The sequence below is a fragment of the Tenacibaculum sediminilitoris genome (genome assembly GCF_964513795.1).
GTDB classification, from domain to species: domain Bacteria; phylum Bacteroidota; class Bacteroidia; order Flavobacteriales; family Flavobacteriaceae; genus Polaribacter; species Polaribacter sediminilitoris.
In genome coordinates this window covers 114,296-139,194 of sequence record NZ_CAZEQR010000047.1, presented here as the reverse complement: position 1 = coordinate 139,194, position 24,899 = coordinate 114,296, and the positions used below count along the sequence as shown (strand labels likewise).

Annotated in this window: 19 protein-coding genes and 1 pseudogene; 11 read left to right on the top strand and 9 right to left on the bottom strand. The window is 33.4% G+C overall.

What is annotated here, in order from left to right:
• Positions 1-4 precede the first annotated feature (4 nt).
• From ACKTSW_RS11070 to ACKTSW_RS11050, 5 genes are all read right to left on the bottom strand, one after another.
• Complete coding sequence (locus ACKTSW_RS11070; protein ID WP_408025325.1) at positions 5-844, bottom strand: DUF3078 domain-containing protein; 840 nt, start codon at positions 842-844, stop codon at positions 5-7.
• 81 nt (positions 845-925) lie between these two features.
• Positions 926-1,876 (bottom strand): DUF3078 domain-containing protein, encoded by a 951-nt coding sequence (locus ACKTSW_RS11065; protein ID WP_408025324.1) that lies wholly within the window; start codon positions 1,874-1,876, stop codon positions 926-928.
• A gap of 30 nt (positions 1,877-1,906) precedes the next feature.
• Positions 1,907-2,419, bottom strand: a complete 513-nt coding sequence (locus tag ACKTSW_RS11060) for a DUF2480 family protein (protein WP_408025323.1) — start codon at positions 2,417-2,419, stop codon at positions 1,907-1,909.
• Between the two features lie 60 nt (positions 2,420-2,479).
• Positions 2,480-2,800 (bottom strand): DUF59 domain-containing protein, encoded by a 321-nt coding sequence (locus tag ACKTSW_RS11055; protein WP_115899355.1) that lies wholly within the window; start codon positions 2,798-2,800, stop codon positions 2,480-2,482.
• Between the two features lie 5 nt (positions 2,801-2,805).
• Positions 2,806-3,240: a SufE family protein gene (locus ACKTSW_RS11050; protein ID WP_408025322.1), complete on the bottom strand. Its 435-nt coding sequence runs from the start codon at positions 3,238-3,240 to the stop codon at positions 2,806-2,808.
• Between the two features lie 190 nt (positions 3,241-3,430).
• On the opposite strand from ACKTSW_RS11050, the gene ACKTSW_RS11045 reads away from it, so the two are divergent.
• Positions 3,431-4,357: a PfkB family carbohydrate kinase gene (locus ACKTSW_RS11045; protein WP_408025321.1), complete on the top strand. Its 927-nt coding sequence runs from the start codon at positions 3,431-3,433 to the stop codon at positions 4,355-4,357.
• 79 nt (positions 4,358-4,436) lie between these two features.
• Positions 4,437-6,335: an amidophosphoribosyltransferase gene (locus ACKTSW_RS11040; protein ID WP_408025320.1), complete on the top strand. Its 1,899-nt coding sequence runs from the start codon at positions 4,437-4,439 to the stop codon at positions 6,333-6,335.
• Positions 6,336-6,401: 66 nt separating this feature from the next.
• Here ACKTSW_RS11040 and ACKTSW_RS11035 read toward each other — a convergent pair whose 3' ends face one another.
• Entirely contained in the window at positions 6,402-6,764 is a 363-nt protein-coding gene (locus ACKTSW_RS11035) for an SPOR domain-containing protein (RefSeq protein WP_408025319.1), read from the bottom strand.
• Between the two features lie 217 nt (positions 6,765-6,981).
• Here ACKTSW_RS11035 and ACKTSW_RS11030 point away from each other — a divergent pair, with 217 nt between their 5' ends.
• The 9 genes and pseudogenes from ACKTSW_RS11030 to ACKTSW_RS10990 form a co-directional block, all read left to right on the top strand.
• Complete coding sequence (locus ACKTSW_RS11030; RefSeq protein ID WP_408025318.1) at positions 6,982-8,274, top strand: c-type cytochrome; 1,293 nt, start codon at positions 6,982-6,984, stop codon at positions 8,272-8,274.
• Positions 8,275-8,306: 32 nt separating this feature from the next.
• The gene (locus ACKTSW_RS11025) at positions 8,307-11,471 is read left to right on the top strand and encodes a TAT-variant-translocated molybdopterin oxidoreductase (protein ID WP_408025317.1); all 3,165 of its coding nucleotides are present in this window, start codon (positions 8,307-8,309) and stop codon (positions 11,469-11,471) included.
• A 27-nt stretch (positions 11,472-11,498) separates the two neighbouring features.
• Positions 11,499-12,899 (top strand): NrfD/PsrC family molybdoenzyme membrane anchor subunit, encoded by a 1,401-nt coding sequence (gene nrfD, locus ACKTSW_RS11020; RefSeq protein ID WP_408025316.1) that lies wholly within the window; start codon positions 11,499-11,501, stop codon positions 12,897-12,899.
• Positions 12,889-13,416, top strand: coding sequence for a DUF3341 domain-containing protein (locus ACKTSW_RS11015; RefSeq protein WP_408025315.1), 528 nt, complete (start codon positions 12,889-12,891; stop codon positions 13,414-13,416). The genes nrfD and ACKTSW_RS11015 overlap by 11 nt, the downstream gene beginning before the upstream one ends.
• A gap of 9 nt (positions 13,417-13,425) precedes the next feature.
• Complete coding sequence (locus ACKTSW_RS11010; RefSeq protein ID WP_408025314.1) at positions 13,426-13,974, top strand: c-type cytochrome; 549 nt, start codon at positions 13,426-13,428, stop codon at positions 13,972-13,974.
• Between the two features lie 22 nt (positions 13,975-13,996).
• Positions 13,997-15,619, top strand: coding sequence for a quinol:cytochrome C oxidoreductase (locus ACKTSW_RS11005; RefSeq protein ID WP_408025313.1), 1,623 nt, complete (start codon positions 13,997-13,999; stop codon positions 15,617-15,619).
• Positions 15,620-15,653: 34 nt separating this feature from the next.
• Positions 15,654-16,661, top strand: a complete 1,008-nt coding sequence (locus ACKTSW_RS11000) for a cytochrome c oxidase subunit II (protein WP_408025312.1) — start codon at positions 15,654-15,656, stop codon at positions 16,659-16,661.
• A gap of 33 nt (positions 16,662-16,694) precedes the next feature.
• Positions 16,695-18,464, top strand: a complete 1,770-nt coding sequence (locus tag ACKTSW_RS10995; protein ID WP_408025311.1) for a cytochrome c oxidase subunit I — start codon at positions 16,695-16,697, stop codon at positions 18,462-18,464.
• 96 nt (positions 18,465-18,560) lie between these two features.
• A pseudogene (locus ACKTSW_RS10990) lies at positions 18,561-18,689 on the top strand (IS3 family transposase); the annotation flags it as partial.
• 513 nt (positions 18,690-19,202) lie between these two features.
• On the opposite strand, the gene ACKTSW_RS10985 reads toward ACKTSW_RS10990, so the two are convergent.
• The 3 genes from ACKTSW_RS10985 to ACKTSW_RS10975 all read right to left on the bottom strand — a co-directional run bounded on the left by ACKTSW_RS10985 (position 19,203) and on the right by ACKTSW_RS10975 (position 24,893).
• Positions 19,203-21,617: a sodium-translocating pyrophosphatase gene (locus ACKTSW_RS10985; protein ID WP_408025310.1), complete on the bottom strand. Its 2,415-nt coding sequence runs from the start codon at positions 21,615-21,617 to the stop codon at positions 19,203-19,205.
• A gap of 116 nt (positions 21,618-21,733) precedes the next feature.
• Entirely contained in the window at positions 21,734-22,261 is a 528-nt protein-coding gene (locus ACKTSW_RS10980; protein WP_408025309.1) for an inorganic diphosphatase, read from the bottom strand.
• Between the two features lie 103 nt (positions 22,262-22,364).
• A complete protein-coding gene (locus ACKTSW_RS10975) occupies positions 22,365-24,893 on the bottom strand; it encodes a DUF5686 family protein (RefSeq protein ID WP_408025308.1) in 2,529 nt (842 codons plus the stop codon).
• Positions 24,894-24,899 lie beyond the last annotated feature (6 nt).

The window sequence follows — 24,899 nt, the reverse complement described above, 5'->3', positions numbered from 1 at the left end:
TTTTTTAGAAACCGTAGTTTACACCTAAACCAAATACTTCTCTTGTTTGAAATCCTTTAAAGGCATTATCATCATAGATTGCTTGTATAGAAAGATTGGCAGATAAATATTCGTTAACCTTCATAACCACATTAACAGTATAATCAATATCTACATTTTGGAAGTCTTCTAAATAGTTACTATAAAGGTTTAAGATGTTTTCTACAGATACATTTTTCATTACTTCTAATTTATAATAAGCATTAACAGCAGCACCTAATTCATAACGTATAGTTTCACCTTGTTGAACCCCAAAAGCTGAGCCAAAATCAGTTAAATGTTTATGTACATATATCAATTTAGAGGTTATAGGAGCAATATTAACTTTTAAATTATCATCTTTTTTCCACAACATCCCTGGTCCAAATAGAAAGTATGCAGGAGAAAAGAAATGAGAAGTTTGTTCTCCACCAACATATGTTGACGACATTTGAGTTTTAAAATTAAAAAATATTGAGTAATACCAATAATCTTGTGCTTTTTTACCAGCTAATGAGCTTAACTCTAGGCGGTCATCTGTTTTTTGTAATTCTTGTCCTCTTAATTTAGTTAAACCATAAGAAGCAATTAATTTATTATCCCACGTCCAATCACCTTTGGTGTAGTTAAAATCATAATTTAAACCGATAGTACCAGAAATATTGTTTGTTCCACCAGCTAACCAGTTATTAAAAGCTGATTGGTTGAATAAGAAAGAAATATTACCACTTCTTTTCCACCCTTCTTTAGGTTCGTCTTTTTTTTCTTTTTGTGCATTAACTGTTAATGCTCCAAACAAAAGAATAACTGCTAATAATTTTTTCATTATAATAATTTTAAATTGATTTTTTTTGAGGGCGCAAATGTATAATTTACCTTGGATTTAGACAATATTATTGTGTAAAAGTCACGTTTTATGAAAAATATAATTTAATCCTAAACCAAACACTTCTTTAAATTGTATTCTACTAGAAGCATCATCATCTAGTATAGCATGTAACCCTAGGTTAGTAGATAAATTCTTGTTAATTTTAACAAAAAAGTTTAATTGATAATCAATATCAATGTTTTGTGGTTTGTTTAAATAGTCTGAGTATACAGCAACAATGCTTTCCATAGTTATATCTTCCATAACTTCTTTTTTTAAGTAAGCAGAAAAGTTAAAACCTAAACTAAAGTTTGTGTTTTTACCTTCGTTTACACCATACTTTCCAGAAAACTCATCAGATACAAATGTATAACGGGCTGTTGCAGGAGCTATGTTTATTCTTGCATCATCATTTCGTTTCCATAACATACCAGGGCCAAAACTCCAATAGGCAGGGGAGAAGAAATTAGAAACTGCTACTTTTGGTTCTTGTTTATAATCATAACCCTTTGAATACTGAGTTTTAAAGTTGCTAAAAAAAGAAAGAAACCACAATTTGGATGTCTTTAAACCTAATAGGGAGTTAAACTCAAAGCGATCATCTGTTTTTCTTACACCCTGACCATCAACATAGCTTAGTCCATAAGCAGAAAGTATTTTGTTGTCCCAGTTCCACCTTTTCTTTTTGTAGTTAAAGTCGTAACCAAGTGTCATATTTCCTGCAACAGTATTATTTCCACCTGCAGACCAATTAGAAAATGATGATTGGTTAAAAAGGAAAGTATATTTTCCCGTAACAGTCCATTTTTTTGGTGGGTTTTTTTTAACTAAAGGCTCTGCAAATACTCGTTTGTTAAATATATAAGATGCAAAACTAGTATTTAAAGGAGAGTTTACTAAACCTAGAGTAGATATACTGTCTTTTGGGATTTCTTGAGAAACTATAGAAAAAGTACAGCATGAAAACAAGATTAAAAACAGCTTTTTCATTGGTAATAAAAGTTGAGGAATTCTAGGAATCTAATTATCTTTTCTCTTATAAAGTGGTACAGTTGAACAAGCCTCGCCAAACATAATGGTTTTAGCTACAGGTTTAATTTTTTCAATTAAAAAAGTGTATGCAGAAGGTGGTATTGGCTTATTAGCACATCCCTTAATTATTACAGGTTTGTCTTTGTAATCAGAGACATCTAACTGTTGAATTATCTCTTGATATATTACAGTTTCTAATACTATTAAATCACCAACAATAACTTTTTTGGCAAAGGGAATAAGTTCTGTAGTTAATAAAAGGTAAGCCCAAGAAGGAATAATAGCATCAGTTGAACATGTTAAAGAAACATAACTATCTTGGTATTGAGACCAATCGTGATTTTTGACAAACTCTCTAAAATCTTTTTCACGAAGAATTAATTCTTCAAACAACCAATCCTTAATATCAAACACTATACGCCTACCTTCAGGGTAAAAATCTTCAAGATCTACCGTTGTAAGCTTACTATTTGCAACTCTATTTATAATTTCGTTTGCCATGTTTTAGTTGAAAAATTTAAAGTTGTATACTTTGTTTTTTTAATAGTTTTATCAACTGCTTTATAGCATTCCTAATTCTAATTTTGCTTCTTCGCTCATCATGTCTTGTGTCCAAGTAGGATCAAAAGTAATTTCAACTTCACAGTTATTAATTTCTTTTAAAGTTTTTACTTTTTCTTCTACTTCAACAGGTAATGTTTCAGCAACAGGACAATTTGGAGAAGTTAATGTCATTAATATTTTGGCATCATTCTCTTCTGATATAAAAACATCATAAATTAACCCTAGTTCATATATATCAACAGGTATTTCAGGGTCGAAAATTGTTTTTAATACACGAACAATTTTATCTCCTAATTCTTCTAATTTATCTTCAGTCATAATTTTTACTTCTTTGAATTGGCTAACTTACTTTGTTGTGCAATCGCATACATTTTTATTTGCTTTACCATAGATACTAATCCGTTAGCACGAGTAGGGCTTAAATGTTCTTTTAGCCCAATTTTATCAATAAAGTCAGTATCAGCATCTAAAATTGTTTTTGGTGTTTGGTTAGAGAACACTCTTAATAATAAAGCCACAATACCTTTGGTTAAAATAGCATCGCTATCGGCAGTAAAATTTATAGTATCACCGTTTAACTCAGAATGTAACCATACTTTCGATTGGCAACCTTTAATTAGATTTTCATCTAATTTGTATGTTTCATTTATTAGCGGTAGTGATTTTCCTAGTTCAATGATGTACTCATAACGTTCCATCCAGTCTTCAAACATTGAAAACTCGTCAATAATTTCTTCTTGTATTTCTTTGATAGTCATTTTTTAAAACTATTTTTGCAGAGTCAAAAAGACCGTTTTTAATTAAAGACACAAAATTACGACAAAAAAGGCAGTTAACATGAGAGTTTAAGCCTTAATGAGTAGAATTAGTAAAATTTTAAGTCTTAGTGATTTAAGAGACTTAATGAAATAAATACATTTCTTTAGGTAAAGGATATTAAGTAGAGTTATGAGTAAATTATTAGCAGTAGGAACCGTAGCATTTGACGCTATAGAAACACCATTTGGAAAAACTGATAAAATTTTAGGAGGATCAGGAACTTTTGTTGGATTAGCAGCTTCACAATTTGGAGTAAAAATAGGAGTGGTTTCTGTAGTAGGAGGAGATTTTCCACAATCATATTTAGATATGATGAACGAAAAAGGAATCAATACGAATGGAGTAGAGATCGTAAAAGAAGGAAAGACATTCTTTTGGAGTGGAAAATATCATAACGATATGAATTCTCGTGATACTTTAGTAACGGAATTAAATGTATTAGAACATTTTCAACCAGTAGTTCCAGAATCATTTAAAGATGCACCGATTGTAATGTTAGGAAACTTACATCCATTAACACAAGCATCAGTTTTAGATCAAATGAATGAAAGACCTAAGTTAGTAGTGTTAGATACTATGAACTTTTGGATGGATATAGCACTAAACGATTTACATGAAGTATTAAAACGTATAGATGTTATTACGATTAATGACGAAGAAGCACGTCAGTTAAGTGGAGAGTATTCTTTGGTAAATGCAGCAAAGAAGATTCATGAAATGGGACCTAAATATGTAGTAATTAAAAAAGGAGAACATGGGGCTTTATTATTTAATGAAGGAAATATGTTTTTTGCACCAGCTTTACCATTAGCAGAGGTGTTTGATCCAACAGGAGCAGGAGATACTTTTGCAGGGGGCTTCTGTGGATATTTAGCTAAAACCGAAGATATTTCATTCGAAAACATGAAGAATGCAATTATTTATGGATCTAACTTAGCGTCCTTCTGTGTTGAAAAGTTTGGAACACAGCGTATGGAAGAGCTAACTAGCGAAGAAGTACAGGCACGCTTACAAGCGTTTAAAGAATTAACACAATTTGATATAGCACTATCATAAGATATAAATCCGCGCTTTTTGCTGCGGATTTTTTTATACAGTACACAAAACTACAACACAACTAAATACTTGAAATTAAATGAGTGACGCTATTAAACACGAATGCGGAATTGCAATGGTTCGTTTAAAGAAACCATTACAATACTATAAAGATAAATATGGTACCGCATTTTATGGTGTAAACAAAATGTACCTGTTAATGGAGAAACAGCACAATAGAGGGCAAGACGGTGCTGGATTAGCAAGTATAAAATTTAATGTAGCACCTGGAACAAGATATATTAGTAGAATACGTTCCAATCAATCACAACCTATCCAAGATATTTTCGGGAAAATTAATCATAGAATTAATGGTGTTTTTGAAGAAAACCCAGACAAGGTTGATGATGTGAAATGGCAAGAAGAAAAAGTACCGTATATTGGAAACTTGTTCTTAGGGCACGTTCGTTATGGTACATTTGGTAAAAATTCTATAGAAAGTGTACACCCCTTCTTACGTCAAAGTAATTGGAAACATCAAAGTTTAATTGTTGCAGGAAATTTTAACATGACTAATTCCAAACAATTATTAAATGATTTGATTGATTTAGGACAACACCCAAAAGAGTTTACTGATACAGTAACTGTGATGGAAAAAATAGGCCATTTTCTAGAATCAGAAGTTTCTGATTTATACTTAGAAGCAAAAGAAGCAGGCTATAGTAAAAAAGATGCATCACCTTTTATAGAAGAACATTTAGATCTTCAACGTATTTTACAACGGTCAGCTAAAAACTGGGACGGAGGTTATGCTATGGCTGGGTTATTAGGTCATGGAGATGCATTTGTTTTGAGAGATCCTTCTGCAATTCGTCCGGCATTCTTTTATGAAGATGATGAAGTAGTTGTAGTAGCTTCAGAACGACCAGTAATTCAGACGGTGTTTAATGTTCCAATGGATACTATTAAAGAGATAGATAGAGGTCATGCGTTGATTATTAAGAAAGATGGTCAAACCACAATGGCACCTGTTTTAGAGAAAAGACCTAAAAAAGCATGTTCGTTTGAGCGTATTTATTTTTCAAGAGGAAGTGATGCTTCAATTTATGAAGAACGTAAGAACTTAGGAAAATACGTGTTTCCTGAAGTTTTAAAATCGATTGATAACGACATTGAAAATTCGGTATTCTCCTATATACCAAATACCGCTGAAACCTCATTTTTTGGAATGATAGAGGCAGCTGAAGATGTATTAAACCAACAAAAAACTGAAGCTATTTTAGCTGGTGAAGGAAAACTTTCAAAAGAAAGAGTAATTGAAATTCTTTCAAAAAGACCACGTTTTGAAAAAATAGCAATCAAAGATGCAAAGTTACGTACGTTTATTACAGATGATAGTAGTCGTGACGATTTAGTAGCGCATGTTTATGATGTAACTTACGGAGTAGTAAAGCCAACGGATAACTTGGTGATTATTGATGATAGTATTGTAAGAGGAACTACTTTAAAGAAAAGTATTATTAAGATTTTAGACCGATTAAATCCAAAGAAAATAGTAGTAGTTTCTTCGGCACCTCAAATACGCTATCCAGATTGTTATGGAATAGATATGGCTAAGATAAACGACTTTATTGCGTTTAAGGCAGCTTTAGAGCTATTGGAAGAGACAGGTCAATATCACATTGTTGATGAAGTGTATCAAAAGTGTAAGCAACAAGAGAATAGCGAAGATAAAGATGTAGTAAATTATGTAAAGGAAATTTATGCGCCATTTACTGATGAAGAAGTCTCTGCAAAAATTGCTCAAATGCTAAAAACTGCTGAAATTAAAGCAGAAGTAGAAGTAATATTTCAACCAGTTAGTGGTTTGCATAAAGCATGTCCTGAAAATTTAGGAGATTGGTATTTTACAGGAGATTACCCTACTGATGGAGGTCATAGAGTTGTAAATCAAGCGTTTATTAATTTCTATGAAGGAAGTGATAAAAGAGCCTATTAAAATTATATAGTGTAAAAGAAAAAGAGTAATTGTACAATTACTCTTTTTTTATGCTGTAAAAATTAGTTACATGGGTACCACAATTGCACCTGAGAATTTTTCACGAATTTTATTCAAAGCTCTATCAGCATGTAATCGTGTTTTGTAGTTACCCACCTGTATTTTCCATTCAGGAGCTTTATAAGTTAACTTAGTATAAATTCCTGGGTATTCAATTTGAAACCTGTTGCGTAAACTTCTTGCTTGTCTTTCTTGACCGTTGTATAGTTGAATTCTATACCCAGTACCATTATTTTTATTATATGCTCTTTTTTTTTCTATTAAAGAAATAATATCCTTATTATCAGTGTGTTCTCCCTGTGCGTTAGTGTTAAAAACACCGCTAAAAACGATGAATAGAAAAGCAATATATAAGTTATGTTTCTTCATTTTTTTTTGAATCTTTTTACAAAAGTAATGACTTGTCAGTTAATACATTGTTAACGTTAATTATTTAGAATTGTTATAAATTACAGATTAGGATTCTCTTAACATTTCACAATTTAGACAGAAGTAGTACTTTTGCGCAACTTTCTGTGTGCTGATTTTTAATTAGTGTAACAGAAAAAATTGTACCAAAATAGATACAAAACTTATATTTTATAGTATGAAAAGTGTGAATCATCACAGTAGATTAACCAAAACTCTAGTAAGGAGTTTAGCTTTCTTTTTAATTTTCTTAGTAAGTTTTTCAGCGTTTTCACAAGATATTGACGAAGCGCGTCAAAAAGAAGGGAAAAAATTATTTAAGTCTCTTTGTGCCTCATGTCATAAATTAGACAAGAAACTTGTAGGTCCTGCATTAGCTGGCGTGGAAGAAAAAAGAAGTAATGAGTGGTTGAAAGCTTGGATTAAAAACAATGCTGAACTTAGAGCTTCTGGAGACAAAGACGCGATAGCTGTTTTTGAGGAGTACAAAGGTTCTAATATGACTGCATTCCCTCAGTTAACAGATCAAAATATTGATGATATTCTTTATTATACGACTGTTGGAGAGGTGAAGAAAGCTGCTGTTGCAGGAGCAGAAATTGCTGGTCAACCTGAAGGAGGTCAAGCTCCAAGTTGGTTGATTTACATTTTAGCAGCGGCCATTGTAGTAGCATTTTTAATTATTGGTAGTTTGTTAAAGACTATTAGTGAGTTAAAAGGAGCTCCGAAAACTCCAGGATTAATGGGGCAAACTGCAGAATTATGGGAAGGTATTAAGCAAAATACATTCTTAAAAGTCTTAACAGTTATTTTTGGTGCTTTGGTAACAGCTTACTTTTTGTTTGGTACTTTGTTTAAAGTTGGTGTAGATGAAGGATACCAGCCAATTCAACCAATTGCTTTTTCGCATAAGATTCACGCAGGAGATAATAAAATAGATTGTCAATACTGTCACTCATCTGCTAAGCATAGTAAAACATCTGGAATTCCTTCAGTAAATGTTTGTATGAACTGTCATAAAAATATTTCAGAAGTTGCCGATGATACTAAAGTGGTTATGGATGATCATACTTTAGTGAAAGCAGATTTAGATAAAGAGATTGCAAAGATTTATGAAGCAGCAGGCTGGGATGCAGATAAATTAGAATACACAGGTAATACAAAGCCAATTAAGTGGGTAAGAATTCACAATTTACCAGATTTTGCATACTTTAACCACTCGCAACACGTAACAGTAGGTGGGGTAGCTTGTCAAAAATGTCACGGGCCTGTAGAAGAAATGGAAGAGGTATATCAATATTCTCCATTAACAATGGGTTGGTGTATTGATTGTCATAAGGCAACTAAGGTTGACTTAAAAGGCAATGAGTACTATGCTAAGATTCACGAAGATTTAGCTAAAAAGTACGGTGTTGAGCAAGTAACTATTGCGCAATTAGGAGGAAAAGAGTGTGGTAAGTGCCACTATTAATCAATTTAGAAAGTAGAAAAACACATATATAAATGGCTTCAAACAAAAAATACTGGCAAAGTGTTGAAGAACTAAAAGGTAGTTCTATTGTTGAAACGCTACGTAATAATGAGTTTGTACAAGATATTCCTACAGATGAATTTTTAGGCGACAAAGAAACCTTAGAAACATCATCAACGTCACGTAGAGATTTCTTGAAATATGTTGGATTTACCACAGCAGCAGCTTCTTTAGCAGCTTGTGAGGGTCCAGTAAGAAAATCAATTCCTTATGTAGTGCAACCTAATGATATCGTAGTAGGTGTTGCTGATTGGTACGCAACTACAATTGCAGATGGTTTTGATTTCGCAAACGTATTAGTAAAAACACGTGAGGGGCGTCCAATTCAAATCATGCCAAACAAAGAGGCAGGAGGAGTAACTAGCGCACGTACTCAAGCATCAGTTTTATCATTATACGATGAAAAATTACGTTTAAAAGAACCTAGAAAAGGGGAAGCTCAAATTTCTTGGGCAGATGCTGATAAAGAGATTGTTGCTAAATTAAACGAGTTAAAAGATGCTAACGAATCGGTAGTGTTGTTAACAGGTACTTTAGCGAGTCCTTCTACTGAAAAAGTAATTGCTGATTTTATTGCTGCTTACCCAAATGTTAAGCATGTAGTATACGACGCGATTTCTGATAGCGCAGCGGCAGATGCTTTTGAAGCTATGTATGGTAAAAGAGTATTACCAAATTACGACTTTAGTAAGGCAGAGGTTATTGCATCTATTGGAGCAGATTTCTTAGGAGATTGGCAAGGTGGGTACGAGAAGTCTTATGCAGAAGGACGTAGAGTTCAAACTGGTAAAATGTCTTACCATGTTCAAATAGAAAGCAATATGTCTTTAGCAGGAGCAAATGCTGATAAAAGAATAGTTGCTAAGCCATCTGAACAAGTTTTCGCTTTAATAAACTTATATAACCAAGTAACAGGAAGCAGTCTCCCTTCTAAAGCAACAGCTTTTGATACTGAGGTAAAGCAATTAGCTAAAGACCTTAAAAAAGCTGGTTCAAAAGGAGTTGTTGTTACTGGGTTAAATGATAAAAATGCTCAATTAATTGCCTTAGCAATTAATAAAGCACTAAGCAGTGAAGTAATTGATACTAGGGCTGTGAATTTAAAACGCCAAGGTAACGACACTCAAGTGGCTCAATTAGTAGCAGACATTAAAGGAGGTAAAGTAAAAGGATTAATTACTTATAATGTAAATCCTTTATACTCTTTGTCAAATGCAGCTGATTTAGCAGAAGGAATTAAGAACTTAAAATTATCTGTTGCTTTATCTACTCAAGATGATGCTACAGCTAATGCTACACAATATACATTGCCAGCACCTCACAACTTAGAAAGTTGGGGAGATGTTATGGCTAAACAAGGTGTTTATAGTTTAATGCAACCTACAATTCAACCATTATTTAATACACGTCAAGTACAAGACGTATTGTTAAAATGGTCAGGAAGTACAGTAAACTACTATGATACCTTAAAAGAATTTTGGAGTACTAATGTATTAGGAGGAGCTTCATGGAATCAAGCATTACATGATGGATTCTTTAAAGCTGAAAATGTTACAGTAGAAGAAGAAATAGCTTTTGAAGCTACAGCAGATGTAAATGCAGCAGCAGTACAATTAGTAAGAAATGCTAACAATACTTCAGGATTCGAATTAAACTTATATTCATCAACAGCTTTAGGAGATGGTAAACAAGCAAATAACCCTTGGTTACAAGAATTACCAGATCCAATTACGCGTGCTTCTTGGGATAACTACTTAACCGTTTCTATGGCTGATGCCAAAGAATTAGGTTTTGAAAACCCAGTTAAAGATAACGGTGCTATTGATGGTAACTATGCTAATGTAACAGTTAATGGAGTTACAATAAACAAAATTCCAGTAATTATACAGCCAGGTCAAGCAAAAGGATCAGTAGGTTTAGCATTAGGTTACGGTAGAACTCAAGGATTAAAGTCAGAAATGCAAGTAGGTATTAATGCATATCCTTTCTACCAAAACGGAAATAATGTACAGTACAATGTTTCTATAGAAAAAGCTTTAGGATGGCACAAGTTTGCTTGTATGCAAGTACAAAGTACCTTAGCAGGTCGTCACGATATCTTAAGAGAAGCTTCATTAAAAGAAGTAAACAATAAAAAATTAGACCCTAAGCATACTTGGAACAAGCCATTTATGGTTTCTTATGATCATCAAGAAGTAGAAGGAAGTACAATCGATTTGTGGGATGAGCATGATAGAAGTTTAGGGCATCACTTTAACTTATCTATCGATTTAACATCATGTACAGGATGTGGAGCATGTGTTATTGCATGTCACGCTGAAAACAACGTTCCAGTTGTTGGGAAAGATGAAGTTCGTGTAGGTAGAGATATGGCTTGGTTGCGTATAGATCGTTATTATTCATCAACTGTTGTAGATAAGCAGTATGATAAGAATGAAGACGGTGAAGTACGTATGACGCTAGAAGAGTTCAAAGCTAAAAACCCTAGTCTTGCAAACCAAGAAGTTGAAAGACGCTATACTGAGAAAGTATTAGAGTTAAGTAAAGGTGATTTATTTGATGCATTAGAGAACCCTGCTGAGAACCCTCAAGTAGCATTCCAACCAATGATGTGTCAGCACTGTAACCACGCACCATGTGAAACAGTATGTCCAGTAGCAGCAACTTCTCACGGTCGTCAAGGTCAAAACCAAATGGCATATAACCGTTGTGTTGGTACTCGTTACTGTGCAAACAACTGTCCGTATAGAGTTCGTCGTTTCAACTGGTTTAACTATGCTGATAACAATGAGTTTGATTTCAATATGAATAACGAATACGGAAAAATGGTGTTAAATCCAGACGTAGTTGTTCGTTCTCGTGGAGTTATGGAGAAATGTTCTATGTGTATTCAAATGACACAAGCTACTATCTTAAAGGCTAAGAAAGAAGGTAGAGCTGTTAAGAAAGATGAATTTGCAACTGCATGTTCATCAGCATGTTCTACAGGAGCAATGGTGTTTGGAGATATAAACAACTCAGAAGATTCAGTTGCAACATTAAAAGAAGATAGAAGAGCTTTCCACGTGTTAGATTATATTGGTACAAAACCAAACGTAGTGTATCAAGTGAAAGTAAGAAATACAAACGAAGCTTAATAGTAAAATTAATAAGTATATAGATTTATGTCGTCTCATTACGAATCATCTTATAGAGAACCTTTAATACTTGGTGACAAGAGTTACCATGATATTACTGAAGATATTGCTAGACCTATTGAAGGTAAAGCAAACAAAAATTGGTATATAGCATTTTATATCTCCTTAGCAGCAATGTTATGGGGATTTGGATGTATCTTCTACACCGTAGGAACAGGTATTGGTGTTTGGGGATTAAGTAAAAACATCGGTTGGGCATGGGATATCACCAACTTCGTATGGTGGGTAGGTATTGGTCACGCCGGTACACTTATTTCTGCGGTACTTTTATTATTCCGTCAAAAATGGAGAATGGCAATTAACCGTTCGGCAGAAGCGATGACAATCTTTGCGGTATTCCAAGCAGGATTGTTCCCAATCATCCACATGGGACGTCCATGGAACGGATACTGGGTATTACCAATTCCTAACCAATTCGGATCATTATGGGTAAACTTTAACTCTCCATTATTATGGGATGTATTCGCAATTTCTACGTATTTATCGGTGTCATTAGTGTTCTGGTGGACTGGTTTATTACCTGATTTTGCAACGATTCGTGATAGAGCTGTAAAACCTTTCCAAAAGAAAATTTATTCATTATTATCTTTCGGATGGTCAGGTAGAGCAAAAGATTGGCAACGTTTTGAAGAGGTGTCTTTAGTATTAGCAGGTTTAGCAACTCCATTAGTACTTTCTGTACACACAATTGTATCGATGGACTTCGCAACTTCTATTAACCCAGGATGGCACTCAACAATTTTCCCTCCTTACTTCGTAGCTGGGGCAATTTTCTCAGGATTCGCAATGGTACAAACGTTACTAGGTATTATGCGTAAGGTTACGAACATGGAAGCATATATTACACGTTTACACGTTGAGTATATGAACATCGTAATTATCTTAACAGGAGGTATTGTAGCTGTAGCTTATGCAACTGAGTTCTTTATTGCATGGTATACAGGTTCTCCTTACGAAAACTACACATACTTATCATTTGGAGCAGAAGCAGGAGCATACGGATGGGCATTTTGGTCATTATTAATCTGTAACATTTTTACTCCACAATTATTATGGATTAAGAAAATTAGAAGAAGCTTTATTTGGTCTTTCATTATATCAATTGTAATCAACATAGGTATGTGGTTCGAGCGCTTTGATATTATCGCAATTGTATTAAGTAAAGGACAATTACCATCTACTTGGTGGCGTTTTGAGCCAACGTTTGTAGACGTAGGTATCTTCATTGGAACTATAGGATTTTTCTTTGTATTATTCTTATTATATGCAAGAACTTTCCCCGTAATTCCTACAGCAGAGATTAAAACAATCTTGAAGTCATCAGGTGAGAATTTTAAAAAATCAAGAGAAGAGAACAATGAGCACTAATAAAGTAATTCACGCATTATATAATGATGATGATATCTTAATGGATGCCGTTAAGAAAGTAAAAGCAGAACATCATCATATTGAAGAAGTATTTTGTCCATTCCCAGTTCACGGATTAGACAAAGCAATGGGATTAGCACCAACACGTTTAGCAATTACAGCTTTTATGTATGGAATTACAGGTTTATCTGTTGCAATTTGGTTAACATGGTATACTATGATTGCTGATTGGCCTCAAGATATTGGTGGTAAACCAAGTTTTTCTTGGGCTTCAAATATGCCAGCGTTTGTGCCAATATTGTTTGAATTAACAGTGTTTTTTGCAGCACATTTAATGGTTATTACTTTTTATATGAGAAGTAGAATTTGGCCATTTAAAGAAGCAGAAAACCCTGATCCAAGAACAACAGATGACCACTTTCTAATGGAAATTCCTGTAAATGGAAATGAAGAAGAATTGAAAGCTTTGTTAGAAACAACGGGAGCTGTAGAAATTAACGTAGTAGAAACGCACTAATAAAGAGATATGAAAAGTTTTAAAATAATTATCGCTTTAGCTGTAGTAGTAACAAGCTTAAGTTCTTGCAACGATAAACGTAAACCACAATTACAATACATGCCAGACATGTATGTATCTGTACCTTACGATGCAAATGGTGCCGAAGGTTTAAATGGTGAAATGGTTAATAGACTACCTGTTTCAGGTACTGTTAACAGAAAAGGAGAAGTAGCTTATGACATTCTTGATACTAATGATGGATACGAAAAAGCTAAAACTGAATTAAAAAACCCATTACCAACAACTGAGGAAAACTTAGAAAAAGGTAAAGAGTTATACGAAATTTACTGTGCTTCTTGTCACGGAACAAAAGGTGATGGAAACGGAGTATTATCACAGAGAGATAAATTCAATGGTATTCCAAATTACGCAGATAGAGAGTTAACTCCTGGTAGTATTTATCATGTAATTATGTATGGTAAAAACTTGATGGGGTCTCATGCGTCACAGTTAAGACACAACGAGCGTTGGCAAGTTGTACAATACGTAGAAAAATTAAGAAGCGAATTAAAATAAGTCTATAATAGATAGTTAAGATATGTACCAGTTTTCAGGAAAATTAAAAATGCTAGCTATTGCTCTTATGATTTTAGGAGCTTTAGGTACCGCCTACAATTTTATGTCGGCACCTAAAACATTAGAAGAAGCAAAAGAAATTTTAGCAAAACAAGATGCACACCACGGAGGTCATGAAGCAGCAGCTACTCATACTGATGAAGGGCATACTGAAGAAGCTAAAGTTGAGAAGCATGTTGAAGTTGAAAATCACGAAGAAGAGGCAACGACAGAAGAACATGCTGCTGATAGTACAGCAACTCATAAAGAAGAAGCAGTTCATAGCAGTGAGCAAGAACATTCAGAAGAAGCTACAGAAAACACACAAGAACAAGATAGTTCAGCAGTACACGTAGCTGAAGATACTCATGAAGAAGTAGAAGTAGCAACTGAAGGAGCACATGATGAAACTACTGAAGTAGCAGAAGCACATAGTGAAGATCACGGAGATGCTCATGCAGAGCATGCTTTCCATCAAATGCAAAACAGACCTTGGTCTGCTGTGTATGTTGCTTTATTATTCTCTTTAGGAATTACATTACTAGTATTAGCATTTTATGCTTCTCAAAGAGTGGCACAATCAGGATGGTCTGTTGTGTTATTCAGAGTTATGGAGGCTATTACAGCAAACCTACACTATGTAAGTCTTGCTATGTTAGTATTTTTAATTCTTACAGTAATGCACATGAATCATTTATTTCCTTGGATGGGAGAAGGAGTTGTAGATCCTACAAGTCCAAACTATGATTCAATTATAGATGGTAAAAAATGGTATTTGAATACTCCAGGTTGGTTAATGAGAAGTATTTTCTATTTACTAGTATGGAATGCATATAGATTTATTATCAGAAGAAATTCTATTAAACAAGATAATGGAGACTTAAAACTACATAAGAAGAACTATAACATTTCTGTTATATTCTTATTTTTCTTCATGATTACTGAAAGTATGATGTCTTGGGATTGGATTATGACAATTGACCCACACTGGTTCTCTACATTATTTGGATGGTACGTGTTAGCTACTTTCTTAGTGTCAGCTTTAACAGTAATAGCATTAGTAACTATTTACTTACGTTCTAAAGGAGCTTTACCATTAGTTAATGATAGTCATATTCATGATTTAGCAAAGTTTATGTTTGGTTTTTCTGTATTCTGGACATATTTATGGTTTGCTCAGTTTATGTTAATATGGTATGCTGATATGCCAGAAGAAACTACCTATTTCTTATTGCGTTTTAACGAATATAAGGTGCCATTTTTAGCTATGGTAGTTATGAATTTTGTTTTCCCAATATTATTATTAATCAATAGTGATTTTAAGAGTATTCCTTGGTTTGTTACCTTAGGTGGTTTAGTAATATTAGTAGGTCACTATATCGATTTATTTGTAATGATTATGCCTGGTACAGTTGGAGGACAATGGGGATTCGGAATTGGTGAAATAAGCGGATTATTATTCTTTATAGGATTGTTTATTTTTGCAACATTCACCGCCTTTGCTAAAGCAAATCCAATACCAAAGGGTAATCCGTATTTACACGAAAGTGAAACATACCATTACTATAATATCGAACACAAAGGAGAAGATAGTAATCATCATTAATAAATAGAATTAATAAACAAATAGTTTAGATAATATGCTCGCTTTATTTTATATTTTCATAGCAGTTGCAATCGGAGTAAGTTTTTGGCAAATTACTCGTATAATGAATTTCCGTTCTGTAATTGCTACAGATGAGGACAACGAAAGACAAGGTAAATATGCTTTAGGTTTTTTAGTATTCCTTTATGCAATGATGATTTACTGCTTAATAGCCATGAACGTAATAATGTTACCAGAAGCTGCTTCTTTTGAAGGAGAGCACGATGATAATTTATTCAACATTACTTTTTGGTTAATTGGTATTGTTCAATTCGGTATGCAGTTTTTAATTTTCTTTTTTACCTATAAGTATAAAGGAAATAAAAACAACAAAGCATTATTTTATGCAGACAGTCATAAATTAGAGTTAATTTGGACAACTATACCTGCAGTAACAATTGTATTGTTAATTGGTTATGGTTTATGGGCCTGGAATAACATAATGTATGTTGGAGATGAAGAAAACCCAATAGTAATAGAGGTGTATTCACAACAATTTCGTTGGGATGCACGATATGCAGGAGAAGACAACCAATTAGGTCTTGGTAATGTAAACTTTATTAAAGGAATTAATACAATGGGTGTTGATATGTCAGACCCAAGTGCACAAGACGATAAACAAGTAACTGAACTATACTTACCAAAAGGTAAAAAAGTATTGTTTAAGTTCCGTTCACAAGATGTATTACACTCAGCTTATATGCCTCACTTTAGAGCGCAAATGAATTGTGTTCCTGGTATGGTTACTCAATTTGCCTTTACACCTAAATATACTACTGCAGAAATGCGTCAGAACAAAGAGGTAATGGCGAAAACAGAAGGAATTAATAAGATTAGAAGAGCAAAAGGGGAAGATCCGTATGAGTTTGATTACCTATTACTATGTAATAAAATTTGTGGAGCATCTCACTACAATATGCAAATGAAAATTACTGTTGTAAGTAATGACGAATACAACAAGTGGTTATCAGAACAAAAAACATTAGCTCAAGTTATTAAATAAGATATTTTTAAAAAGTATATAAAGATATAGATTATGTCAGATCATCATCACAAAGAAACATTTGTAACTAAATACATCTTTAGTCAAGATCATAAAATGATCTCAAAGCAGTTCCTAATCACAGGTATATTCATGGGGATCATAGGAGGTTTCATGTCTATGTTGTTTCGTTTACAAATTGCATGGCCAGATACATCATTTTCAATCGTTGAGGCATTTTTAGGAAGCCATCAAACAGATGGAATTATGAATCCAGATATGTATTTAGCGTTAGTTACAATTCATGGTACTATAATGGTGTTCTTTGTATTAACAGCAGGCTTAAGTGGTACATTTTCAAACTTATTAATTCCGTTACAGATTGGAGCACGTGATATGGCTTCTGGATTCTTAAATATGGTATCTTACTGGTTGTTCTTTTTATCATCAGTAATAATGATTATTTCACTGTTTGTAGAAGCAGGACCAGCATCAGCAGGTTGGACGATTTATCCTCCACTATCTGCATTGCCACAAGCAATTCCAGGTTCAGGTACAGGTATGACATTATGGTTAGTATCGATGGCAATTTTTATTGCATCTTCATTAATTGGATCATTAAACTATATCGTAACCGTTTTAAACTTACGTACAAAAGGAATGAAAATGACAAGATTGCCATTAACAATGTGGGCATTCTTTATTACAGCAATCATTGGTGTAATTTCATTCCCAGTATTATTATCTGCAGCATTATTATTAATTTTCGATAGAAGCTTTGGTACTTCATTTTATTTATCAGATATTTTTATTTCTGGTGAAGTATTACACTATCAAGGAGGATCACCAGTATTATTTGAGCACTTATTTTGGTTCTTAGGTCACCCAGAGGTTTATATTATCTTATTACCAGCATTAGGTATTAGCTCTGAAGTAATCTCAACAAATGCACGTAAACCAATTTTTGGATACCGTGCGATGGTTGGGTCTATTATGGCAATAGCATTCTTATCAACAATTGTATGGGGACACCATATGTTTGTATCAGGAATGAATCCATTTTTAGGGTCAGTATTTACTTTTACAACAGTATTAATTGCAATTCCGTCAGCAGTAAAAGCATTTAATTATGTAACTACTTTATGGAAAGGTAACTTACAGTTAAATCCTGCGATGCTCTTTTCTATTGGATTAGTATCTACATTCGTTACAGGAGGTTTAACAGGATTGGTATTAGGTGATTCAGCTCTAGATATTAACGTTCACGATACTTATTTCGTAGTGGCACATTTCCACTTAGTAATGGGAGTATCTGCTTTATTAGGGATGTTTGCTGGTGTTTATCACTGGTTTCCTAAAATGTTTGGAAGAATGATGAACAAGACTTTAGGTTATTGGCATTTTTGGTTAACAATGATTACAGCTTACGGAGTATTTTTCCCAATGCACTTTATTGGTTTAGCAGGTTTACCACGTCGTTATTATACAAACACAAACTTTCCAATGTTTGATGATTTGGCTGATATCAACGTATTTATGACGCTTATGGCTTTAGTAGGAGGAGCTGCACAGTTAATCTTTATAGCAAACTTCTTTATCTCTATGTATAGAGGTCAAAAAGCTACACAAAACCCATGGAAAGCAAATACTTTAGAATGGACTACACCAGTAGAACACATTCATGGTAACTGGCCAGGAGCTATCCCTGAAGTACACAGATGGGCTTACGATTATAGTAAAACAGATGAAAATGGTGAGTATGTTCACGGAAAAGATTTCGTGCCACAAACAGTACCATTGTTAGATGGTGAAGAACCATCATAATAAAAAATAAGTAGTAAAAAGCCTTCCAAAATGGAAGGCTTTTTCATTCCTAAATTTGTCCCGTCCTGAAATAAGTTGAAACAAAATCGACTTATTATGAGTAAAGGAGTAAACAAGCTGGTTAAGCGCACCCAACGCGATTACAATTTAGGCTTTAAATTAGCTGTGGTATCATAGGTAAAAAAAGAGGTAAGCTATAAACAAGTACAAAAAGCTTATAGTATCTAAGGCAGAAGTACTGTTTTGGTAACTTAACTGAAATAACGCCTCAATCCATTCCATGCCAAAATCAAACGAAATACCTGCATAAAATATCAACGGTTAGAACGAGGATTTAAGGATGAGATTCTCAACACGATGATAGATATTTCAGACAAGCAATATGGCACCTCTATTAGAAAAAAAATCACCCAAACCATGAGATGCACCCAACAAAAGCAAAGAATAAGTCTAGCTCATTGTTGTCATTTTTTTTGAGGTTATTAGACATGCTATATATCAGTCTGAACATAGATTATTACTTAGAAAACCTTCCATAAAATGGGTAAACTTTTTATCGAGGCTTTAACTTTTACACGATTTCTTTTTAGTCACTCATAGTTTTATGACCATTTCTTTGCAAAAATATTTTAAGTTTTGTGTTATTTTTTAATAAAATATATTGTTATTGTATTCTGGAAAAACATAAAACCGATAGTAATCTTACTATCGGTTTTATGTTTTACTATGACTAGAAGGTTATTCTTTTTTTTCTAATTTTTCTTTTATGTTTTTTTCAGTTTGCTCTACAATTTTTTTAACATCCTCTTCTTTAATAGTATCTTTATCCATAGTTGCCTTTACCTTTTGCTTTACTTCTTCTACAGTACCTTCAATGGTTTCTGTTTCAGAAATAGTCTCACCATTTTCAGTTTTGGTAGTGGTTACTACAGCTGTTGCTTTTTCATCATCAGTAGATTTTATTTCTACTTTAACTTCTTTATGACTTTCTTTAGTATGTGTAGAATGTCCGCCTAAAATTGGTGCAATTACCAAACCAACCAAACAGGTTAATTTAATTAAGATGTTCATAGATGGGCCAGAAGTATCTTTAAAAGGGTCACCTACCGTATCACCAGTAACCGCTGCTTTATGAGCGTCAGAGCCCTTATAAGTCATTTCTCCGTTAATTTCAACACCAGCTTCAAAAGACTTTTTAGCATTGTCCCATGCACCACCGGCATTGTTTTGGAAAATAGCCCACATTACACCTGATACACAAACACCTGCCATATATCCACCTAAAGGCTCAGCACCAAATAATAATCCGATAAGAATAGGCGTAATAATAGTAATTAACCCAGGTAAAATCATTTCTTTTAAGGCAGCTTTGGTTGAAATATCTACACATTTTGCATATTCAGGAGTACCTGTTCCTTCCATAATTCCTGGAATTTCTCTAAACTGACGACGTACTTCGTGTACCATTTCCATCGCTGCTTTTCCTACTGACTGCATTGCTAATGCCGAAAATATTACTGGAATCATTCCTCCAACAAATAACATTGCCAATACATCTGCTTTAAAAATGTTAATTCCGTCAATTCCTGTAAAAGTTACATAAGCGGCAAACAAAGCCAAAGCTGTTAAGGCGGCAGAAGCAATGGCAAATCCTTTACCAACTGCTGCGGTAGTGTTTCCTACAGAATCTAAAATATCAGTACGTTCACGAACGTGATCTTCTAGTTCACTCATTTCTGCAACTCCTCCTGCATTATCGGCAATAGGTCCGAAAGCATCAATAGCTAATTGCATAGCGGTAGTAGCCATCATTGCAGAAGCTGCTAAAGCAACTCCGTAAAAACCTGCAAAGTAATATGAACCATAAATTGCAGCAGCAAATAATAGAACAGATAAGAATGTAGATTTCATACCTACGGCTAAACCTGCTATAATGTTAGTTCCTGCTCCTGTAGCACTGTTCTGTACAATATCTAACACAGGTTTTTTACCTAAACTAGTGTAATAAGATGTAACCATTGAGATTAATGCTCCTACAGCTAAACCAATACAAGCAGACCAAAATACATTCATAGAAGAAACATCTTTAATTCCTTCTCCAAAGAAACTCATTTGCATGGTTTCTGGTAGCATCCATTTGATTAAAAAGAAACTTGCAGCTAATGTTATTATTATGGATGTCCAGTTACCAGTATCTAATGCTTTTTGTACTTGTGCTTCTTTCGCAGTATTATCTTTAATACCGACTAAAAATGTACCTATGATAGATGCAATTATACCAATACCAGCAATTACTAGAGGTAATAGAATAGGCCCCATATTGTTAAAATCATCAGTAAATGGAGTATTGATAGACATGTCTCTGATTACATAATTTCCTAGTACCATGGCCGCTAAAACAGTTGCAACATATGAGCCAAATAAATCAGCTCCCATACCTGCAACATCACCAACATTATCACCAACATTATCGGCAATGGTTGCTGGGTTACGAGGGTCATCTTCAGGAATCCCCGCTTCAACTTTCCCTACTAAATCGGCACCAACATCGGCTGCTTTAGTGTATATACCTCCACCAACACGAGCAAATAAAGCAATTGATTCAGCTCCTAGAGAAAAACCGGCTAAAGCTTCTAGAACAACAGTCATTTCATTATAGAAGTTTTCGCCATCTGTAATAAATTGACCAATGAATAGTAAAAAGAATAAACTTAGTCCTAAAACAGCTAAACCAGCTACCCCTAAGCCCATTACAGTTCCACCACTAAAAGATACTTTCAAAGCTTGTGGTAAACTTGTTTTTGCGGCTTCAGCTGTTCTTGCGTTAGCATCAGTTGCTATGCGCATTCCTATATTTCCTGCTAAGGCAGAAAAAATTGCTCCTATAATAAATGCAGGAACAATCATAATACTTGTCGTTTCTACTAATTGAGAGATTCCGAATAAAGCTAATGAAGCAATAATTACGAAGATTAATAACAGTCGATATTCGGCAGCTAAAAAAGCAAGAGCCCCTTCTTTAATACTTTTTGAAATGGATTGCATTTTTTCATTTCCTGCATCTTGTTTTTTAACCCAGACCATTTTTATATACATAAAAATGAGTCCTAAAATAGCCAATACTATTGGCACATATATCATGTTTTGTTTCATGTTATTATTATTTGATTAGTTATAAGTGTTCGTAAATATAACAAAATCAATAACTAAACAAAAAACCTCTCAGTTAGAACTAAGAGGTTTTTTTTATAAAAGTTGAATTTTACATATTAAATGATAAAATCTCCATTTGTTTTATGTTCGCTATTTTCATAACGTTCTAAACATTTATCTAAAATTTCGTAAGCTTCATCAGCATTACCCCAATCTCCGATATCAACTTTTTTCTTCTCTAAATCTTTATATACTTGGAAGAAGTGTGTGATTTCTTTTTGACGGTGTGGGTTTAAGTCTGTAATGTCGTTATATTTATTCCAAATAGGGTCTGATACTGGTACACAAACGATTTTTTCATCTGGACCTTTTTCGTCTGCCATGTGGAAAACTCCAATTGGTTTTACCTCCATAACACACATAGGAAAAGTTGGTTCTGCTCCTAAAACTAAAACATCTAAAGGGTCTCCATCTAATGCTAGTGTTTGAGGGATAAATCCATAATCTCCAGGATACATCATTGATGAGAATAACATTCTATCAAAACGAATTTTTCCTAAATTAAAATCGTACTCGTACTTGTTTCTACTTCCTTTTGGTATTTCAATTAAAACATCTACTGTTTTTCTTTCTTTTGCGGTCATATATTCTTAACTTTTCTTCGTTTTCTGAAATCGGTTTGCAAAAGTAGTGATTTATTAGCTTTTTAAAAGAAAAAATAAAGGTATTTTAAGGTTAAATGTATGATTATAAGCCGGGTTTAATGCCTATTCTAATTGCAAACTTAGGTGTTGGTGTTACAATTGAACCTGTAGGAGGAGTGTAATTGCTTCTCCAAATAGCGTCAATTCTAAGAAAACGTAAGTTACCATACCCAATATTTTCTAAGCCAACACTGTATTCATAATATAGTTTTTTAGGAGCATTATAGTTAATATTAAGTGCTCCATTACTATTAGATAAACCATCATTGATAGCTCTGTTTTCTTGCGAGATGTTTCCGTATGCAGCTCTAAAAGAAACCAAACTTCTTAGTTTTAATTTTTTTAATAATGGAATTCTGTTTAGTATATAGCCATTAAAGTGGTGTTCAAAATGTCCTGCTAAGTATTCATCAGTAACAAAATCATAGTAATTTAGTAAGGCAAAGGTATCTTTAACTAATGAAAATGTTTGATTGGCAGGAACTGGACTTAATAAAGCAACAGGAACAGTGCCAAACGTTTTTCCTGCTTCGATACTGGCATCTAAAGTTCCAAATTTACTAAGTAAAATAGGTTGACTGTATTTGAACTGAATTTTATCATAGCTGTGTGTTCCATTAAAAGGTCCTTTATACCCTTTTCGGTAGTTTAACACGAACGTAGGAAATATGTTTCGGCCAAAACGTCTTTCTACCCCTAAGCCGTATACAAACCTTCCTGGTGTAAAAGAAATATAAATATCAGAAGTAACATCAGTAACTCTTGACTGTATATTTCCATTTTGACCTCTATAATTCATAGAAAAATTTTCTTCAGAAGCTGAGGCTATTTTAGAATGAGAAAAGTTAAATCCGATATGTAAGTTTTGTTGAATTTGATAATCGAAGTTTGCGGCTACCTTTTCAACATCAGATAAAAAGAAGTTATCTCCTCTTGAAAATAATGCAGTGGTACCAAAGCTTCTACCTATGAGTTGTGTTGTATTTAATAACGTACTACCTAATTGTTCTATGTCATTTTGATAGGCCACACCAACTGCAATTCTAGGTTTGTATGTTAAGAGATATCGAGCTTCTAAGCCATATTTTACACGCTTGTCTTTAAAGCCATAAGCAACATGGCCGCTTAAACGAAAACGATCATCTTTAGTAACAAAAGTTCTAAACCCTAATTTAGTTCTAAATCCTTCAACTTGGTTGTTAGCAAAAGTTGTCCATAAAGACCCTATTTGTATACCAATATTAGTGTTTATAAAACCACTTGCTACAGTATTTATAAGACCTGTTAAGTTTTTAATTTGTTTTTTTTCTTTAACACTTTCAATTAATTGGTATGTTTTTTTGCTTTCGTCAGTTTGAATGGTTTCCCAATACGATTGTTCTTTTTTGTATTGATCAGGTCTAATCTTCTCAATAGTTTGTTCATAGAATTTTTTAGGAAGAGTTTTGTCTAGGATGTAATTTTTAAAAACAATATTTTTTTTAATAGTAAGTCCTTTGTTGCTTTCGTTTTTGTCAAAAAAAGTAAAATCTCCTTCGTAAGCATTTTTAACAGGAATATAAATACTATCATTACGTACCTCAAATTCTTTTTCAAAAGTTAACCTTCTTACAAAGTTTAGGTTGATGCTTTTATGAACTTTCATTTTAAGTTTTTTGATAGAGAAGTTTTTATCAGCAACCCAAAAATTCCCTTGAAAAGCTAAGTCACCATCTCTTCTTGGGAAGAAGTATATATTATATAACTTTTTATTATTGTTAATAATACTATCGTATAAAACATAATCGTAAGTTGAAAACCCATCTGTAGATAAAGGACTGATAAAAGGTTTTTGAAGTAGTGTTATGTTGTTTTTAAAAACATCAATATTTTGAAAAGTGTTTGCCATTCGGTCAAAAATAAAACCTTGAGCGCTTAGACCTTCAGATTTTTCAGCTTCTATGTCTTCTCTTATATTATTGTTTATATTGTCACCGTATACATTAGCAACTTGCTCATTTAAGTGAATGGGTATATAATAGTTTATCCCGTCACTATCATACTTAATTTCTTGAAGAGCTTTTTCATAGTCGTTTTTAAATATTTTTTTTAAGAAAAGCGTATCTAAGTTGTTAAGCCCAATTTCTATTGCTGTATTTTTTTTATACTGGTAATAGTCTACTAAATCAAGTCCATTTTTCCTCTTACGTTTCCAAATTTCTTTTAAAATTCTATAAGCTGGATTTTCTTTTTTCTTTAAACGTTTTTTAGGTTTGGTAACAATAACTACTTCTTCTAGTTCATTACTTTCTTCTTTTAGAACAATACTTAGAAATTTTGTTTTTTGACTTACTTTAATGGTTTGAGTTTGAAAACCCACAAAAGATATCTCAAGTATACCTCTATATTTTTTAGTTTTTAAATAAAATTTACCATTATCACCAGTGGTTGTTCCATATGTAGTTTTCTTTAAAATTACATTTACAAAGGGAATAGGGTTGTTAAATTCGTCAACTACTTTACCTTGTATAGTTAGCTGTGCGCTTAAAGTGTTGGTAACTAGCAGTAGTAGTAGGGCTAGAAGATGTTTCATTATATT

Coding starts and splice junctions, on each gene's coding strand:
- ACKTSW_RS11070 (WP_408025325.1), bottom strand. CDS start 844: ATGAAAAAATTATTAGCAGTTATTCTTTTGTTTGGAGCATTAACAGTT.
- ACKTSW_RS11065 (WP_408025324.1), bottom strand. CDS start 1,876: ATGAAAAAGCTGTTTTTAATCTTGTTTTCATGCTGTACTTTTTCTATA.
- ACKTSW_RS11060 (WP_408025323.1), bottom strand. CDS start 2,419: ATGGCAAACGAAATTATAAATAGAGTTGCAAATAGTAAGCTTACAACG.
- ACKTSW_RS11055 (WP_115899355.1), bottom strand. CDS start 2,800: ATGACTGAAGATAAATTAGAAGAATTAGGAGATAAAATTGTTCGTGTA.
- ACKTSW_RS11050 (WP_408025322.1), bottom strand. CDS start 3,240: ATGACTATCAAAGAAATACAAGAAGAAATTATTGACGAGTTTTCAATG.
- ACKTSW_RS11045 (WP_408025321.1), top strand. CDS start 3,431: ATGAGTAAATTATTAGCAGTAGGAACCGTAGCATTTGACGCTATAGAA.
- ACKTSW_RS11040 (WP_408025320.1), top strand. CDS start 4,437: ATGAGTGACGCTATTAAACACGAATGCGGAATTGCAATGGTTCGTTTA.
- ACKTSW_RS11035 (WP_408025319.1), bottom strand. CDS start 6,764: ATGAAGAAACATAACTTATATATTGCTTTTCTATTCATCGTTTTTAGC.
- ACKTSW_RS11030 (WP_408025318.1), top strand. CDS start 6,982: ATGAAAAGTGTGAATCATCACAGTAGATTAACCAAAACTCTAGTAAGG.
- ACKTSW_RS11025 (WP_408025317.1), top strand. CDS start 8,307: ATGGCTTCAAACAAAAAATACTGGCAAAGTGTTGAAGAACTAAAAGGT.
- nrfD (WP_408025316.1), top strand. CDS start 11,499: ATGTCGTCTCATTACGAATCATCTTATAGAGAACCTTTAATACTTGGT.
- ACKTSW_RS11015 (WP_408025315.1), top strand. CDS start 12,889: ATGAGCACTAATAAAGTAATTCACGCATTATATAATGATGATGATATC.
- ACKTSW_RS11010 (WP_408025314.1), top strand. CDS start 13,426: ATGAAAAGTTTTAAAATAATTATCGCTTTAGCTGTAGTAGTAACAAGC.
- ACKTSW_RS11005 (WP_408025313.1), top strand. CDS start 13,997: ATGTACCAGTTTTCAGGAAAATTAAAAATGCTAGCTATTGCTCTTATG.
- ACKTSW_RS11000 (WP_408025312.1), top strand. CDS start 15,654: ATGCTCGCTTTATTTTATATTTTCATAGCAGTTGCAATCGGAGTAAGT.
- ACKTSW_RS10995 (WP_408025311.1), top strand. CDS start 16,695: ATGTCAGATCATCATCACAAAGAAACATTTGTAACTAAATACATCTTT.
- ACKTSW_RS10985 (WP_408025310.1), bottom strand. CDS start 21,617: ATGAAACAAAACATGATATATGTGCCAATAGTATTGGCTATTTTAGGA.
- ACKTSW_RS10980 (WP_408025309.1), bottom strand. CDS start 22,261: ATGACCGCAAAAGAAAGAAAAACAGTAGATGTTTTAATTGAAATACCA.
- ACKTSW_RS10975 (WP_408025308.1), bottom strand. CDS start 24,893: ATGAAACATCTTCTAGCCCTACTACTACTGCTAGTTACCAACACTTTA.